Source organism: Pseudomonas sp. P4_C8 (assembly GCF_056401975.1).
Window position 1 is genome coordinate 15,375 of the sequence record NZ_JBFUIH010000047.1, and the last position, 16,343, is coordinate 31,717.

11 protein-coding genes are annotated in these 16,343 nt (G+C 58.4%); 2 read left to right on the plus strand and 9 right to left on the minus strand.

The annotated features are described in order from the left end of the window. Positions 1-11: 11 nt before the first annotated feature. The 9 genes from AC1DWM_RS24385 to yaaA form a co-directional block, all read right to left on the minus strand. Positions 12-1,133: a mannuronate-specific alginate lyase gene (locus AC1DWM_RS24385; RefSeq protein ID WP_223516675.1), complete on the minus strand. Its 1,122-nt coding sequence runs from the start codon at positions 1,131-1,133 to the stop codon at positions 12-14. A gap of 8 nt (positions 1,134-1,141) precedes the next feature. Further along, a complete protein-coding gene (locus AC1DWM_RS24390; protein ID WP_477796339.1) occupies positions 1,142-2,590 on the minus strand; it encodes an alginate O-acetyltransferase in 1,449 nt (482 codons plus the stop codon). A gap of 10 nt (positions 2,591-2,600) precedes the next feature. Beyond that, positions 2,601-4,190 (minus strand): mannuronan 5-epimerase AlgG, encoded by a 1,590-nt coding sequence (gene algG / locus AC1DWM_RS24395; protein WP_223516679.1) that lies wholly within the window; start codon positions 4,188-4,190, stop codon positions 2,601-2,603. A gap of 26 nt (positions 4,191-4,216) precedes the next feature. Beyond that, entirely contained in the window at positions 4,217-5,698 is a 1,482-nt protein-coding gene (locus AC1DWM_RS24400; protein ID WP_477796340.1) for an alginate export family protein, read from the minus strand. After that, positions 5,695-7,239: an alginate biosynthesis TPR repeat lipoprotein AlgK gene (gene algK / locus AC1DWM_RS24405; RefSeq protein ID WP_263288260.1), complete on the minus strand. Its 1,545-nt coding sequence runs from the start codon at positions 7,237-7,239 to the stop codon at positions 5,695-5,697. The genes AC1DWM_RS24400 and algK overlap by 4 nt, the downstream gene beginning before the upstream one ends. A 9-nt stretch (positions 7,240-7,248) precedes the next feature. Further along, on the minus strand, positions 7,249-8,418 hold the full coding sequence (locus AC1DWM_RS24410; protein WP_223516685.1) for an alginate biosynthesis protein Alg44: 1,170 nt from the start codon (positions 8,416-8,418) through the stop codon (positions 7,249-7,251). A gap of 36 nt (positions 8,419-8,454) precedes the next feature. After that, on the minus strand, positions 8,455-9,936 hold the full coding sequence (gene alg8 / locus AC1DWM_RS24415) for a mannuronan synthase (protein WP_263288261.1): 1,482 nt from the start codon (positions 9,934-9,936) through the stop codon (positions 8,455-8,457). Between the two features lie 151 nt (positions 9,937-10,087). Continuing rightward, a complete protein-coding gene (locus tag AC1DWM_RS24420; RefSeq protein WP_477796341.1) occupies positions 10,088-11,404 on the minus strand; it encodes a nucleotide sugar dehydrogenase in 1,317 nt (438 codons plus the stop codon). A gap of 827 nt (positions 11,405-12,231) precedes the next feature. Continuing rightward, on the minus strand, positions 12,232-13,011 hold the full coding sequence (gene yaaA, locus AC1DWM_RS24425) for a peroxide stress protein YaaA (RefSeq protein ID WP_477796342.1): 780 nt from the start codon (positions 13,009-13,011) through the stop codon (positions 12,232-12,234). A 240-nt stretch (positions 13,012-13,251) separates the two neighbouring features. On the opposite strand from yaaA, the gene AC1DWM_RS24430 reads away from it, so the two are divergent. Together AC1DWM_RS24430 and AC1DWM_RS24435 are read left to right on the plus strand one after the other, a co-directional pair. Next, a complete protein-coding gene (locus AC1DWM_RS24430; protein WP_477796343.1) occupies positions 13,252-14,376 on the plus strand; it encodes a polysaccharide deacetylase family protein in 1,125 nt (374 codons plus the stop codon). Between the two features lie 335 nt (positions 14,377-14,711). Then, a complete protein-coding gene (locus tag AC1DWM_RS24435) occupies positions 14,712-16,106 on the plus strand; it encodes a PhoH family protein (protein WP_223516691.1) in 1,395 nt (464 codons plus the stop codon). Positions 16,107-16,343 lie beyond the last annotated feature (237 nt).

Below are 16,343 nucleotides of genomic sequence, written 5' to 3' on the forward strand. Positions count from 1 at the left end.
CATTTCAGGTCTTAGGAACCTTTGCCTTTTTCATTGGCCGGGTCGTAGACCTTGGTCAGGTCCCCGCCGAGGCGGAAGGACTTGAACGGTTGCATCCCGTGCTTCTTCTGCAGCGCATCCGGCGAACAGGTGTAGAGCGTGCAGAACGGTTCAAGCCAGGCGAATTTCGAGTCGATCTTGAGGTCGGTCATGTCCTGTTCCTTGCCGTTCTTCTTCTCGAAGATGTCCGGGTCTTTAACCCCAGCCAACACTTGATCGCCCAGGCGTTTCAACGCGCCGTTGTTTTCCTGGCGCACGTCCACACCGTTGACCTGAGCGAAACTGGCGATCATCGCCAGTGGCGGCAGGGCGTAGTTGTGGTAGGCGAGGGCGCGTTGCTGGCGCTTGAGTTCGTTCGGCAGGAAACCTTGCGCGTCGACCTGATTGGCGCCGACCTTGTATTCCTTCACGGCCCAGTCAAACAGGTCGCGGCGGTTGGTCGCGACTGACGTTGCCATCACCGACCAGGCGGCCCAGTACGAGTGGTTGTTGGTTTGTTCGAGCGGCAGGTTGTCCCAGTCGCTGACCACTTGATCAGCCATTTTGCTGAACCAGGCTTCGATCAACTGCGACTCTTGCTGATGGTTGGCCAATGGGTGCGAGTCGGAGAACTTCAGGCGGATATACGACGAAGCCATGCTGCCCAGCGCCCATTTGCGCATGGACTTGCCGGTGTGGTTGAAGTCCTTGGACATCAACGCATCGGCCTTGGCCCAGGCGGTCAGCCAATTCAACGTGCATTCGAGTTGTTCCGGACGACCGTCACGCATGAACTGCATCACGCGCTTACTGGTGCCGCGCTCGATTTTGGTGATATCGGCAGTGCTTTCGCGAAAGGCTTTTTCCGATTGCTCGTTCAGGGTCGAACGGGCCTTGTCGGAGCCTTCGTATTTGCTGCGAAATTGCAGCGAGCCGGTGTACGGTGTCGGCATAGCATCACAGCCTTTGCTGTTGTCGCCGGTTTTGACTTTTTCGATCGGTGCGAAATAACCCTGTGGCGGACGCAGGGGGGCGGCGGCCTGGCTGGCACCGGCGAACATCGCCAGTGTCAGCAGCGAGGGCGCGAGTAGATTTTTCAACGTTCGGTTTTGCATGGCAGACCTCATTGCCCGACCGAAGCAGTACGCTGCTCGGCACTCGGGAACACGTTGCGTTTGCAGATTTTCGCTTCGACTTTCTGCGGCGCGGCACCTGCTTCAGGGCCCTGGACTTCGACGGCCAGCAGATTCTGCGAGGCCCAGTCTTCGTCCGTGCGCAACTCAAAGGCGAAACGCCCGTCGGTGTCGGAGGTTTCCGGTTTATCGATCTTGATGTCCTCGTGGCGACCGTTCATGTACCAGAGGGTGGCTTGCAGGGTTTTCACCGACGGATCGGCGAAGCGGATGTCAACCTGATGGCTGCTGTTTTGCAGGTTCAGGTTCTTGCTGTTGACCATCAATTCGTTCTTGCCCGGTTTCAGCGTGGTGCTGCCGGACATCTGTGCATCCTTGCCTTCGCAACCGTTGTCCAGCAGCGCCATCATCTGGCGGTAGATGGTTTCCTGGTCGAGGCGATAGAGCGGCGAGAATTCCCAGATCAGAATCTTTGGCGGCTTGGTCTGGAACTCTTCGCTGCCCAGGTACTGCAGCATCGAACCTTCCAGGCCACCGCCGGGGAACGCCACGTTGAGGATGTCGGCGCCGATGGCCTCTTCGAGGAAACCGGAGAAGTTGTAGTTCTTGCCACTGTGGCTGGTGCCGACCAGGGTGATTTCCGGATTGCCGGCGTCGCTGAACAGATCGCCGTCGGCGGCTTCGCCCTTGGGCTCGGTGGTGAATTGATCCATGTACTGGATCGCGTAGCTGGTGCCACAGAGTTGACCGGCCATGTTGTGTAACGTTCCGGTCTTGCCCATGCGACCCGACTTGTGGGTCTCGAATTCGCGTTTCGCAATGCCAGCAAACGCCGGGATCTGCTTGACCTTTTCCGCGACGATTTTCGCCGTGCGCTGGGCGCCATACGGCGTCCAGTGCTGGTCGCCACGGAAGTAGAAGTCGTGGGCGGGCAGGGTGTCCGGCAGCGATTCGTTGGTCAGCGGCGACAGGTCCGGAACCACGTAACCCATGGCGGCGAAACGCCCGAGCATGGACTTGTAGTTCTTCAGCGCCTTGTCGAAATCGTACTTGGCTTTTTCTTCCGGGTTGAGCTTGTTACGGTTCACCAGGCCACGGGTTGGCTGGTAGACGACGACCAGTTCCACGCCTTTGCTCTTGAACGCATCGTGCAGTTCTTTCATGCGTTTGTAGCCGGCGGGGGTGGTGTCGAATTCGGTACGCAAGTCTTCCTGGGTACGGAACAACCAATCGCCCTGAGCCTGCACCAGCGTGGTGAAGTTCTGCTGATAACGCGTGGTGTAATTCTTCGCGTCATGGGCTTCGGGGCACAGGTTGCAGCACGGTTCGGCAGAGAATTTTGGCGCCTGGGCGTCTTCAGCGCGAGCACCGCTGCTGGCCGCGAGAATGCCGGCGGTCAGGGCCGACAGGCTGAGTAATTTGATCAAGTGTGGGTGCATAAAATTATCCTCAGTCCCGCATTTCGGTCTGGCGTTCGACAGGGTCGATCAGCACGGCTTTCTGCTGGCGCACCAGCAGGTCGAGAATTTCATCCTGACGCTCGCCGAGAATCCCGCTGAAGCTGATGCCGCTGGATTTGGTCGGGGCGAGCATGGACACGCGATACAACTCGACGCTCAGCGGCGAGTCGATGGACAGCGGGCCACTGCCGTTGCCGGCCAGTTCGCCGCCGACCACGATCAGCGACACCTGGGCGTCGAACGGGTCGAGCTTGATGTCGCGGTCGGTGTCGCTCAGGTCTTTGATGTGGCCGTAGACACCGGTCAGGCCGTTGGCCAGGGACAGGTTTTCGTAGAGGCGAATATTCACGCTGTTACGAATACGGATGCCGTGGCGTTTGTTGCTGATCACCTTGTTGCCGTAGATCAGGTTGTCGGCACTCTCGTAGAGGGTGATGCCGTCGGTGTGGTTCTTGTAGATCTCGTTGTAAGCGATCAGGTTGTTCACGCTGTTACGGTCGATCACCAGCCCCGAGAGCTTGTTGTCGTAACTGCGGTTGTTGAAGATGAAGCTGTCGTTGACCTCACGGGAAATAATGATCCCGTGCTTCTTCTTCGTCCCGTAGACGGTGTTGTCGGCAATGATCAGGCGATGCGAACGGTCATGCGGGTCGATGCCGTAGACGATGTTGTCTTTGTAAGTGTTGCCCTTGACCACGAAGTCGCGGGTTTCGTAGCAGTAGAAGCCGTACCACATGTCCGAGAACTCGGAGCCGACGATCCAGCCAGTCGGTTCAGGGCGCTTCAAGACCTTGGCCATGTTCGGCGTGTACTGGGAAATACTCACGCCGTAGGACTTACTGTTGGCGTAGCCGAAACTGGCGATCTTGCTGTTGGCGATGTAGGTTTCGGTGCCACCCCAGGCCAGCAGGAACGGACGGAATTCCTTCGGCGAAGTGAACGTCGCCGGGCCATTGTCCTTTTCGCGCCAGCCGGTGATTTTGGTGTCACGCACAAACAGCTGGCCGTCGTTGACCAGGAACGAGCCGGCTTCTTGCGAAAGGCGCAATTCCTGGGTCTGCTTGTCGATTTCAAGGATGCCGTGGCGGCCGACCACAATCGGCAACTTCGCCAGGAACACCCCCGGCGAGGTTTCGCTGAAGTACTGTTTGGGCAGCTTCTTCGCCAGGTCCTTGAGGTTCATGTAGCCGTCGTCAACGAAGATCGCCTGCGGGATGCCGTGCTGACGCACCACCCACTCGGCCATCTTGTTGTCGCCGCCGATGAAGTCCTTCAGGGCGTCTTCCTGCATCATCCGGCGCACGCTGATTTTGCCGGCCTTGGTGCGCACGATTTTCGCGGCGATGGCCTCGGCGGTGTAGCCGGACAAGTCTGGAAGCTTTGGCTTGGCCAGCTCCAGCGGCGCGGTTGGCGCGCTGCTGACGGTGTAGGTCTTGGCCTGTTGCAAACCTTTGGCAAGAGTCGCCGGTTGCCCTTTCTGGACGGGCACGACCGGCTCCACATTGGCGAAGGCAGCCGCGCTGGCCAGCAGCATCGCGCCGGCCAGCAAGGAGATCGAACCTCGCTTCGAATTGTTCATATCGGGCACTCCCTTCGCGGTTCGCATCAGAAGCGCCAGATCACGTCGATGAACGCGCGGTGCATGTACGAATCGACATTGTTGCCGTAGGCATCACCCGGCTTGAACACGCCACCACGGAAACGCACCAGCGCCGAAGGCTCATCGATCGACTGACTCAACGATGCCGGCAACAGGCCTTGCTTGAAGTACTTGGTGACGACCAGGTCCATTTCCTGACCGAGGTCTTTTTCGCCATCGTTCAGCGGCAGGGAACTGGTGGAGAGAATTGCGCCGGTGGCGTCGTCGATGTTGTTCTCGACGGCGTTGATGCCGTTGCTGCCGATCGGCTTGTTGCCGTCGACACGCCAGAATTTGTGGTAAATCAGGGTGGCGTCGTACTCGTCGTTGAGCATCCACGAACCGAACAATGTGCCGCTCTGCAGGTTGCTCAACTCGCCACGGAAGGCCTCGCCGAAACGGTGAACCCGCGAGCGCGTGCCGGTGTAGTTGGAGCGGTTGCTTTCGAGGCCGTTCTGTTCGTAATCGCCGCTGGCGCGGGCATAAGCCGCACCGACTTGCCATTGCGGATCCAGGCGCAGGCGCACACCCAGGTCGGTGGCCCAGCCATCGACGTCACCGCTGCTCTTGGGTTGTGCCGGTGCGGTGCCATCGGCGTTCAACGGGTTGACCGTGTCGCGCTCGCCGCTCATGCCGGTGACGCTGGCCCAGTAATTGACTGTGTTGGTATTGCGCCAGTTATAGGCGTCGCTATCGGCGTTGAGGCCGAGCCAGCTGATGTTACCGTTCTGTTTCTTGTCCAGAGAGTCGCTGGGCTCACCCGGTGTCGGGAAATCGAGCTTGCCGTTATCGTGGACGTGATGACCGCGGATGCCGACCCAGTGACCCGGTGTCCACTGATACGCCGCATCGGCGAAAGCGTGCTGGCGATCCTTGTCGTCCGGCGCCAGCTCTGTCAGGTCGGTACGGTACTCGCTGAAGCGTTCGGCAACACCGGCGTTGGCGCGCAGCAGGGTGGTGTCGAAGGTCCAGTTCAGCGCTTCGATGTTGGTGTCGCGCCACTGGCCGTCATCATTGTGCAGGCGCTGGCGACCGAGCTTGAGGTTCTCGCCGGGGTAGGGCGTGAAGCCGCTATAGCCGACCCAGAACTCGCGCATCGACAGGTAGTTTTTCTCCGCTTTGCGACCGCCGACATCGGTGGACTCGGTACCGTTGCCCTGTTGCAGGGTGTCGGTTTCGATGATGTCGGTGGAGGTTACCGCTTGCCCCATGGCATAGGCGCTCCATGCGCCGCTCTCGCCGTAGATCCATGGACGCAGGTCGAGGCCGACGCCATTGACGGTGCCGCCACTTTGCGTGCCCAGGTCAGTGTCACCTTCGGACTGACCGGTGATTTTCACGTCAAGGCCGTAGTTCTTGGTTTCGGTCAATGCCGCCAGGGTCGGACACGACCACAACAAGGCGAATGTCAGGCCAATACCGGCCTGAACGAATGGATTCAACTTCATAGGGATTCCTCGCCGTCTTCTTCTTGCAGGGCATGCAGTTCCAGCGTGTTCTGGCTCAAGGCACCACGAACGGCCTGTTCTTGTTTCAACAGGCGTTGGGCCTCGGCGAGCTGGGCAGGCGGCAGTTGTGCTTCGAGTGTTTGCGCAAGCTCGGTGGCTTGCGGGGTGTTCTGTGCCTTGGCCAATTGGCTGAAGACATAAGCGTTAAGCGGGTCGGGCTTGGTGCCCTTGCCTTGGGAAAACAGTTGGGCGATGGCGAAGTCAGCGCTGTTCTGGCCGTTGCGCGCAGCGGTCAGCAGGTGATCCAGAGCTTTCTGCGAATAGACTTTGCCCAGGTAACCACGGCGGTAGATCTGGCCGAGGTAGTAATCGGCGGCGACTTCGCGGCCGACGGCTTTCTTGAAATGTTCTTCGGCGACCTTGGCGTCGGCCGGGACCATTTTGCCTTCGTAGTAGAGCTTGCCCAGCAGCAGTTCGGCGCGTGGCTGGTCAGCGGCGCGGCCGTTGTCCAGGTACTTCATCATCTGGTCGACATCACCCAGTTCAGGGAAGTCGTAGATCAATTGTGCGAGGGTGACCCACGACGCCGGGTAACTCGGAGCGATGGGTTCGAGCAGGGACTGCGCGGTTTTCTCGTCGGTCTTACCCAGGCTCGGATCCGTAAGCACACGGGCGACGCTGTCCACCCGCTGTGCAGAGACGGTGCCGCGAGCATGGGCGGCTTGCATCTGCTTGATCAGCTCGGCCTGTTGCTCGGGCTTGGCCTGTTTCTGATAAACCGTGGCCAGTTCGACGTAGCAGATGTCGGTGGTGTTCAGCGCGGCTTTGCAGATGCTGGCGACTTCGTCCAGATGCTGGTCGTAAGTGCCCTGGGTGCGATAGAGCAGCACTTGGGCCAGACCGGCTTCCGGTTTGCCTTCGGCGCGCCATTGGCTGATTTGCTTCTGTGCATCGACGTTGGGGAAACTGTGCGGGTATTGCAGGTACAGCATGGCCAGCGGAATCAGGGTGTTGCCTTCGCCATTGGCCGAGGCTTTTTTCAGCAGGCCTTCGGCTTCGTGCTGCTCGGCTTCGGTGGAACCGGGCTTGGCCACCAACAGACGACCCAGGCGAGCCTGAGCACGCGGCGAGACGTCAGCCGCGGCGCGGTAAGTCGCCTCGGCTTGTTTGATCTGCGCCGGGTCACGGCTGTCGACCTGGATATCCGCCAGGCCCACTTGCGCTTCGCTGTAGCCGAGGTCGGCCAGTTGCTTGTAGTTCTGCTGAGCCAGCGCCGTGTCACCGCGCTTGAGGGCTTCATTGGCCAGACGCTGATCGGGCAGGCCGGCGCAACCGCTGAGGCTGACTGCCAAAGCCAGTGCACACACTGCATATCCCCTGTGGGAGTGAGCTTTTGTGGGAGCCGAGCTTGCTCGCGATGCAGACGACTCGGTATCACAGGTAGATCGAGCCGATGCTTTCGCGAGCAGGCTCGCTCCCACACAGGCTCGCTCCCACAGGGACTGAGGTGTGTTCGAGATTTTTGTGATAGTCACAGGCATGTCCTCGACTTAAAGACCAGCAGCCATGGCTTTTTCGATCAGCCAGTTCAGGTTTGGGCCACGATCGCTGTTCACTTCTACCGGGCGACCGGCGAGGCTGCTGTCCAGGGCTTCATCAGGCTGAATCAGCACGCGGATGTCGGACGACAGGTCAGCGCTTTTCAGGCTGGTGCTGCTGACGATCTTGCCGGTGCGGCTCTTGTCTTCGCCGGCGATCTGGAAGCTGACCGGAGTACCTGGACGCACATCGCGGAACTGGCGATAGGAGAAGCGCGCTTCAACATTGGCTTCGCTGTTACGCGGCACCAGCTGGAAGATCACGTCGCCCTTGTTGGCGTATTGACCGTTGGCAACCAGTTGTTGCGCCACGGTGCAATCACACGGCGAGGTCAGGGTGCCGGTCATTTGCTTGCCGAACAGTTCTTCAACTTTGGCCGGTTGCAGTTGGTTTTCGTCCAGATGCCCTTTGAGAACATCAAGCATGCTGGTGCTGAAAGTGGCGAGCGGGGCGCCTTTGGCTGCAACGCCATCGGCCTTGATCAGGCTCTGCACGGTGCCGTCGCGTGGCATGGTGATGTTCATACCCGGCACGCTGACCAGACCGGCCTGGGCGTGGCTGACGAAGTACATGCCGTACACCGATTTGAAAATGAAGCCGAATGCCGCCACACCGACGATGAAAATCCCCAGGCTGAAGGTCACTGCACGCAGACGACCGAATGCGGTCATGCCGTGGCCGCCATCCTTGACCTTGCGCGCCTTGGTGAAGTTGTCGCGCTGCAGGGTCGCCAGCACTTCACCCATGCTGACGATGTCGCCGGCCAGGTGAGAGGTGATCAGGTGACGCAGGGTCGAGATGTCTCGCGGTTCCAGGTTCTGGAACTGGCAACCGGTACGACCGGTCTCGCGGTCGTAGGAGCGCACCTGCAACTCCACGTCCATGGCCAGGCCGAGGTTGTCGATGACGAATTGCAGACGGGCCTTGTACTTGTCGCCGATCTTCAGTGGCAGATGCTCGGCATTGAAGGCCAGGCCACCGGCGGACAGGTCGATCACTCGCGCTTCGACCGGTGTCCGGTCGGGGCCGAAGAAACGCAGCTTGGCCGGGATTTTCACTCGGGCGTGTTGGCGCTGGGCTTCGGATTCATGCACTACGTTGGCGTTGACGGCGGTATTCATAGGGGCGATTTCCTGGTTAATTCAATAAGGGGGCGGTCAGACCATCATCAGCAGCACGGCGACAAAAATGCTGCCGGCGGAGAAGGTCATGGTCCGAGACGACCAGGTGTTGAACCAACGTTGAAAGCTGGCGAGATCACGGGTCAGAGAAGTGGGCTGGCGAGTCCAGGACTGTTGATCGAGGCGGAAGAACACGTAGATCTTCACCAGCGCGCCGACGATCTGGTTGTAATAGAGAATCGCCGGGTAAGCCGGGCCGATCCGGTGACCGGAGAGGGACAGCAGCACGGCCAGGATCAGGCGGGTAATGCCGATCCACAGCAGGTAAACCAGGATGAACGCGGTGCCGTATTTGAAGCTGGCAATCAGCGCGACCGTCAGGCCCAGCAACGATGTCCACATCGAGACGCGCTGATCGAACAGCACCACCGAAGTGAACAGGCCGAGGCGCTTTATCCCCAGACCCAGGGCGCGGGAGTTCTGCCGCAGGTTGTTGCCGTACCAGCGGAACATCAGCTTGCGACTGGCCTTGATGAAGCTCTTTTCCGGCGGATGCTCGACGGTGTTGATCGCGGCGTCGGGCACGTAGAAGGTGTCGTAGCCCAGACGCATCAGGCTGAACCAGCTCGACTTGTCGTCGCCGGTAAGGAACTTGAAACGACCCAGGCGCCAGTGTTGCAGCGAGTCGCTTTCCACGTCGGCAATGAATTCCGGGTTGGTGACCACAGTGGCACGGAACACCGACATGCGCCCGGTCATGGTCAGCACGCGCTTGGACAGGGCCATCGAGCACATGTTGATGTGACGCTGGGCGAAACGCAGCTTGTGCCATTCGCTCATGATGTAGCCACCGCGTACTTCGCAGAACTCGTTGGTGGTCAGGCCGCCGACATTGCCGAACAACTGGAACCACGGCACGGTCTTGCGCACCACGCCTTCGCCGAGCACGGTGTCGCCATCGATCACGGCCACCACGGCACGGTCGTCCGGCAAGTGGCGGGAGATGGCGCGGAAACCGTAGGCCAGGCCGTCGCGCTTGCCGGTGCCGGGAATGCGCACGAAGTCGAGTTTGACCCGGTCTGGCGGATTCATTCGCGACCAGAGGCTCTTCACCAGCTTCTCATCGGACATTTCCACGATGGAGCAGACCATGGTGGTCGGCAGGCCGCAGTCGATGGCTTCGCGGATCACCGAGGCGTAAACCTGCGCGGTGGTCAACGCGTCGATACGGAAACTGGTAACCATCAAAAACACATGGGACGGGTCTGCCGCTTTCCCCAGCTTGCGCACTTTGCGCCGCAGGTGCGGGTAGACCACGTACAGAAACAGCATGCCGCGCAGAAAGTGCGTGGCACCCATCGAGTAACGCCAGATCCCGATGAAACCAATCAGGAAGATGAAGTCCTTCGACTCGGAGTCGAACGTGGACGCAGGCAACGCCATGGCGATGCCCATCAATAAACTTAGGTAAAACAGCCAACCGGCGGCCTGAAGGAGGCCGTGCTTTAGCCTGTGCATAATCGGAATCCTAAAGTCAGTTACAAGCCCCGCGCCCCTGTAGGAGCACGGCTTTCCGGCGATGGCGATCTCAAATGCGTCATCGCCGGCAAGCCGTGCTCCTACAGGTGTTTCATCCGCAAAAGCGCGGTGTCGGAGACGGGATTCCGTATTACCAGCAGATGCCTTCGGTGCGGCCGCTGACGCTGGTGGCTTTGGTCATGAAGCCCACCAGATCGACCACTTGCTTGCCGTGCGGAGCGTTCTGCGCCAGGGCGCGGAATTTTTCGTCACGGTTGCCGAGGATGATCACGTCGGAGCTGTTGATCACGTCGTCGAAGTCGGAATTGAGCAAGGACGAGACGTGGGGGATTTTCGACTCGATGTAATCCTTGTTCGCGCCGTGGACACGGGCGTATTCGACGTTGCTGTCGTAGATGCTCAGGTCGTAACCCTTGCCGATCAGCATTTCCGCCAGATCAACCAGCGGGCTTTCGCGCAGGTCGTCAGTACCGGCCTTGAAGCTCAGACCCAACAGGGCCACTTTGCGTTTGTCGTGGCTGGAAACGATGTCGAAGGCGTTCTGCACCTGGGATTCGTTACTGCGCATCAGCGAGTTCAGCAGCGGTGCTTCCACGTCCAGGGAACCGGCGCGGTAGGTCAGGGCACGCACGTCTTTTGGCAGGCAAGAGCCGCCGAACGCGAAGCCTGGACGCATGTAGTACTGGGACAGGTTCAGGGTTTTGTCCTGGCAGACCACTTCCATCACTTCACGACCATCGACGCCGACAGCCTTGGCGATGTTGCCGATCTCGTTGGCGAAGGTGACCTTGGTGGCGTGCCACACGTTGCAGGTGTACTTGATCATCTCGGCGACGGCGATGTCCTTGCGGATGATCGGTGCGTCGAGCTCTTCGTACAGCGATTGCAGAACGTCGCCCGACGCTTTGTCGAACTCGCCGATGACGGTCATTGGCGGCAGATCGTAGTCGGCGATCGCGGTGCTTTCACGCAGGAACTCAGGGTTCACCGCCACACCGAAATCAACGCCGGCTTTCTTGCCGGAGCAGTCTTCGAGGATCGGGATCACCACGTTGGCCACGGTGCCCGGCAGCACGGTGCTGCGAACCACGATGGTGTGGCGGGTGGTCTTGTCACGCAGGACAAAACCGATTTCGCGGCACACGGCTTCGATGTAGTTCAGTTCCAGGTCGCCGTTCTTCTTGCTCGGCGTACCAACGCAGATCATCGACAGGTCGGTGTCACGAATCGCCTCGGCGAAGTTGGTCGTGCCGCGCAGTTTGCCGGTATCGATACCCTTGCGCAGAAGCTCGCCCAGACCCGGTTCAACAATCGGTGATTTACCGGCGTTGATCATATCGATTTTGTCTTTGGCAACATCGACGCCAACGACGTCATGGCCCCGTGCAGACAGGCAACCGGCACAAACAGCGCCGACATAACCCAAACCAAATATGCTGATGCGCATCGCAATTACCTCACTGTTATCAAGACTGTATTCACAAGCCATTAGATGGCCGGAGTTAAGGGTGTTCAGCGGTCATAGGGCACTCGAAAGTGTGGCTTACAGGCGCCACAATGCCGTGTGCAGGCATATTAAGTTTCGAGTGTCTAAATAAGTGCACTCAAGATGTGCGCAACTAGGCCTTATTGTTGTGACGTGCCCTGTTATGCATCAAATCCTCTGGCCTGAGGACGCTGGTGCAAGGATCTTGCACGCTCAATGCCAGGCAATATGCCTGTAAATCAAGCGGTTGGGTGCTCAGGTGAGCACGTTTACAGGGGCGCTGCCTTGGCCTCGAAAGGGGATATTAATGGTGCATATATCCTGTCCTTTGTGTGTTGCCCAAATAAGCGACTCATGATCGGAAGTTAATGTGACAACTTCGCTACGTGAATCTCTTGTCTGCGTAAGTTATCTCGTACAAGCACGTTGATAATCGTTACCGGTGGTATGAGCTACGCATTTGGACATAGTTCCAGTCCGCCCATCGCGAAACCTGAAATTTCTTGAAATATTGAGAAAGATGGCACTGCTTTCATATTGATGGCACTAGCGGTTTCACCCTTGATACATAGGGTGATTACCGAGCTCGATAGTTTTATGCCACTACCGATAAATATTTTCAGTGCCACTACTGAAAAAAAAGATCGAAGTCGAGTGAAACTAAAGTTAGAAAAAGCGAGTGATGTTTTTTTGGCGCCAATAAATCGGCTGTACAGGGGGAAGATTGTTGGACGATCTGCGGTGGGTGCACGACGAGGTTGTCGATGTCGTGCACCCTATACGTGCATTTATTCGGGCGCGTGATCGCGCAGGAAAACCAGATTGTCCGGTTTGGACTGCTCGGCGCTGTAGCGGTAACCCTGAACGTCAAATTGCTTGAGGTCAGCAGGGTTGTTGATGCGCTGTTCGATGACGAAGCGGCTCATCATGCCGCGGGCTTTTTTCGCGTAGAAACTGATGATTTTGTACTGGCCGTTCTTCAGGTCCTTGAAGTCGGTATTGATGATGCGCGCGTTCAAGGCGTTGCGTTTGACCGCCGAGAAATACTCGTTGGACGCCAGGTTCAGCAGCACGTCATCGCCTTGATCGGCCAGCGCTTCGTTCAGCCATTCGCTGATTCGCGTGCCCCAGAAGGCATACAGATCCTTGCCACGGGCATTCGCCAGTTTGGTGCCCATCTCCAGCCGATACGGTTGCATCAGGTCCAGAGGGCGCAGCAGGCCATACAGGCCGGACAACATGCGCAGATGCTGTTGGGCGTAATCGAAATCGGCTTCGCTGAAGGTTTGTGCATTAAGGCCGGTGTACACGTCGCCTTTAAAGGCCAGCAGCGCTTGCTTGGCGTTTTCCGGTGTGAATGCAGGAGTCCAGCTGCCGAAACGTGCGGCGTTGAGCCCGCCGATCTTGTCGGAAACGTGCATCAACTCGCTGATTTGCGCCGGTGTCAGGTCGCGCAGCTGCATGATCAACTCTTGGGAGTGATCGAGGTACTGCGGCTGGGTAAAGCGCTGGGTCGCCGGCGGTGTTTCGTAATCGAGGGTCTTGGCGGGGGAAATCACCATCAGCATGAAGTCGTCTCCTTTAATCGTGGGCGCGATTCTAGGGGGTTGTCTGTGTTGACTCCAGCTATGGGTGTCATAGGTGATGGGTGGTGTCATGGGGCAGATCGCAGCCTCGCGTTGCTCGACAGCTCCTACAGGACCGAGTTGGGATTGGATTGTGTAGCAGCTGCCGAGCAACGCGAGGCTGCGATCTTTTGAACGTCTCGATATATAGTGCCGCGCGGGTTTTGTTATGGAGACATCCCATTGCGTATCGTTTTTCTATTCTCGGCCTGGCTGTTGAGCTTTGGCGCCATGGCGGCGCCCGGCGATGTGGCGACGCTGGATCGCAGCACCTGGCCAGAGAAGCTCAGTAGCCCGACCCTGTTCGACGTGGCGTCGCGGGCCGAAATTCTCATGTTTGCCCGCGTGCTGCTGGCCAGCGAATCGCTGGATGAACCCGCCCTGGCCCAGCATCTTGGGTTACGCAAAATCAATCTGGAAGCGGTCAGCCAACTGCGCCAGCGCTTGTGGCAGCGCTTGCTGACCAACTACAACTTCGCCCAGCAAAGCTGCGATCAGGATGCGTCCTTCTGTTTCCTGGTCGAGGACATGGACACCTTGCGCGGGCAAGCGGCCAAGTTCCAGGTCAGCGAAGAGAGCTACTACATCAAGTGGGCCGAGCCGAGCCGGTTGTTCCACGCCCAGTACCTGGACGAGCAACTGCGCAAGGCTGCCCTGTTTCCGCAGACCAGCAGCGAAGTCGATCGTTTTGGCGACTATGAGCGCAACGGCGACGGTATGCATGACCGGTTGTTTTTGCTGACCTTCGACAGCGCCGCCAACGTCGCACCAGACAACACCGGTTGGGTCGCCGAGTACCTGCGCAAGTCGAACATCAGCGGCACGTTTTTCGTCCTCGGCAAGGACATTCAGACGCGTCTGGCTGAAGGCTCGGTGGCCAGCCTGCAAGCGATGTACTCGCAGCAATGCATCGGCGTCCAGGGCTGGGAGTTCCGCTCCCACAGCCACTGGCAGGACTGGCAGGACTCGGTACGACGCAGCGTTGAACTGGTCAAAAGCAAGTTACCGGAAAATTACGTGCCGCTGTTTCGTCCGCCCGATGGCCAGCGCCGCTCCGATGCCGAAGGCTTCTTCAACGCTCAGGGCTTGCGGGTAGCGTTATGGGATATCGATGCGCAGGACGGGGCGGGCAAGCTCAAGGGCAACCCGAGCGCGCAACGCGTGTTGACGCTGATGCTGCTGTGGCGCCACGGCGTGATCAATTTCAATGTAAAGCAGGACGCGGTGAAAACGGCGATGCCCTGGCTCATCACGCAAACGGCGCAAAGCGGGATCGGTTGGGAAGACTGTCAGGACGGTTTTCGCTGAAACGCACAAACCCCGTAATCATTGGGTTTGGGGCGTTTTTGGGAGAGATTTCGATGCAGGTGGACTTCCGACTTTAACGGGGTGATGACAGTCCGCCAAGTGTTATTGGTCACTCTGAAAAATAAACTTCAAAAAAGCGTCAAAGTACTTTTTTCTGTCACACGTTTTGGAGTATTACGAAGACAGACCGCCGAAACCTGCAACACAGGTGGCGTCTCCCAAGACCCAGCTTGTATGCAGTTCACTTGAATCCTCGCAGGTGAATTCGGTGGCCACTTCGAGGCGCAGCACTGTCATGGTATTGCGTCGACTGGCTCCCACAAAGGTGACCGAGTATGGATGATCACGGACGTAGTTCTTCTTCCAACCAGCCAATCCTTTATGTACTCGATACCAACGTATTGATTCACGATCCAAACGCCCTGCTTAACTTCGAAGAACACCACGTTGCTATCCCGATGACCGTGCTTGAGGAGCTGGACAAGCTCAAGAGCGGGCATCACAGCGTGGCTGCGGAATGCCGTCAGGCCATTCGCCTGATTGACAAGACGCTGGGCGATGCCAGTCCTGAAGATGTAGAGCTGGGTGTACCGATCCAGCGTGGCAAGAGTGGGCCAAAGGGTTTGCTGTCGATTCTGATGAGCAAACGCACCGAACCGAACATCATTCTTCCCGAACACCTGAACGACAACATCATCATCAACCAGTTGATCGATTTGCACGCGCGCGAACCCAAGTTGCCCGTCGTGCTGGTCACCAAAGACATCAACATGCGCCTCAAGGCCCGTGCGTGTGGGATCGCGGCCGAGGACTACAGCACCGACCAACTGGTTGACGACGTTTCGTTGCTGCCTAACGGTTACCACAACATGACCGGCTCCTTCTGGGACCGTGTGAGCAAGGTAGAAACCCGTCAGGACCATGGCCGCACCTGGCACCAGGTGCAGTTGATCGACAACCTGCCGGCGGTGCACGTCAATGAGTTCATCATTGACGAACAGGGGTTTGTCGGCTGGATCAAGGAGATTGCCGAAGACCGTTTGCTGATCCTCGACCTGCATCAGGAACCGCTGCTGCATCAGGAAGCCTGGGGCCTGAAGCCGCGTGACATTTATCAGAGCCTGGCACTGTTTGCCTTGCTGGACCCGGACATTCACCTGGTCAACCTGACCGGTGCCGCCGGCTCGGGTAAAACCATCCTGGCACTGGCCGCGGCGATCGAGCAGACCATGGTCAGCAAACGCTATCGCCGGATCATCGCCACCCGCAGCGTGCAGGGCCTGGACCAGGAGATCGGCTTCCTGCCCGGTACCGAAGCAGAAAAAATGGAGCCTTGGCTGGGCGCCATCACCGACAACCTCGAAGCCTTGCACATGGATGACGAAAACACCCATGGCAGCGTCGACTACATCCTCAGCAAAGTGCCGTTGCAGTTCAAATCCCTCAACTACATCCGAGGTCGCAGCTTCCAGCAGAGTCTGATTTTGATCGATGAATGCCAGAACCTGACGCCGCACCAGATGAAAACCATCATCACCCGTGCCGGCGCCGGTTCCAAAGTGGTGTGCCTGGGCAACCTGGCGCAGATCGACACCCCCTACCTGTCCGCGACCAGCTCCGGGCTGACGTACCTGACCGAACGCTTCAAAGACTTCCCCAACGGTGTGCACATCACCCTGCAAGGGGTGCCTCGTTCGATTCTGGCCGAATACGCAGAGTCGCATTTGTAACTGCTTCACCAGAACCGGGCGGCCCAACAGCCGCCCGGTTTTTTATGGCCCACACAAATCCAAATGTAGGAGTGAGCCTGCTCGCGATCGCGGTGTGTCAGTCGATATCAATGTTGAATACCAGACCGTAATCGCGAGCAGGCTCACTCCTACAGGGGGCTTTGCGGTGAATGGATAATCAAGGGTGCGGAAATCTGACCCGCAGGTTTACAATCGACGCTCCTGATCAGGAGTAAC

Excerpts from the sequence above, each read along its gene's own strand:
- AC1DWM_RS24435 (WP_223516691.1), top strand. The coding sequence starts at position 14,712 with ATGGATGATCACGGACGTAGTTCTTCTTCCAACCAGCCAATCCTTTAT.
- AC1DWM_RS24400 (WP_477796340.1), bottom strand. The coding sequence starts at position 5,698 with ATGAAGTTGAATCCATTCGTTCAGGCCGGTATTGGCCTGACATTCGCC.
- alg8 (WP_263288261.1), bottom strand. The coding sequence starts at position 9,936 with ATGCACAGGCTAAAGCACGGCCTCCTTCAGGCCGCCGGTTGGCTGTTT.
- AC1DWM_RS24410 (WP_223516685.1), bottom strand. The coding sequence starts at position 8,418 with ATGAATACCGCCGTCAACGCCAACGTAGTGCATGAATCCGAAGCCCAG.
- yaaA (WP_477796342.1), bottom strand. The coding sequence starts at position 13,011 with ATGCTGATGGTGATTTCCCCCGCCAAGACCCTCGATTACGAAACACCG.
- algG (WP_223516679.1), bottom strand. The coding sequence starts at position 4,190 with ATGAACAATTCGAAGCGAGGTTCGATCTCCTTGCTGGCCGGCGCGATG.
- AC1DWM_RS24385 (WP_223516675.1), bottom strand. The coding sequence starts at position 1,133 with ATGCAAAACCGAACGTTGAAAAATCTACTCGCGCCCTCGCTGCTGACA.
- algK (WP_263288260.1), bottom strand. The coding sequence starts at position 7,239 with ATGCCTGTGACTATCACAAAAATCTCGAACACACCTCAGTCCCTGTGG.
- AC1DWM_RS24420 (WP_477796341.1), bottom strand. The coding sequence starts at position 11,404 with ATGCGCATCAGCATATTTGGTTTGGGTTATGTCGGCGCTGTTTGTGCC.
- AC1DWM_RS24390 (WP_477796339.1), bottom strand. The coding sequence starts at position 2,590 with ATGCACCCACACTTGATCAAATTACTCAGCCTGTCGGCCCTGACCGCC.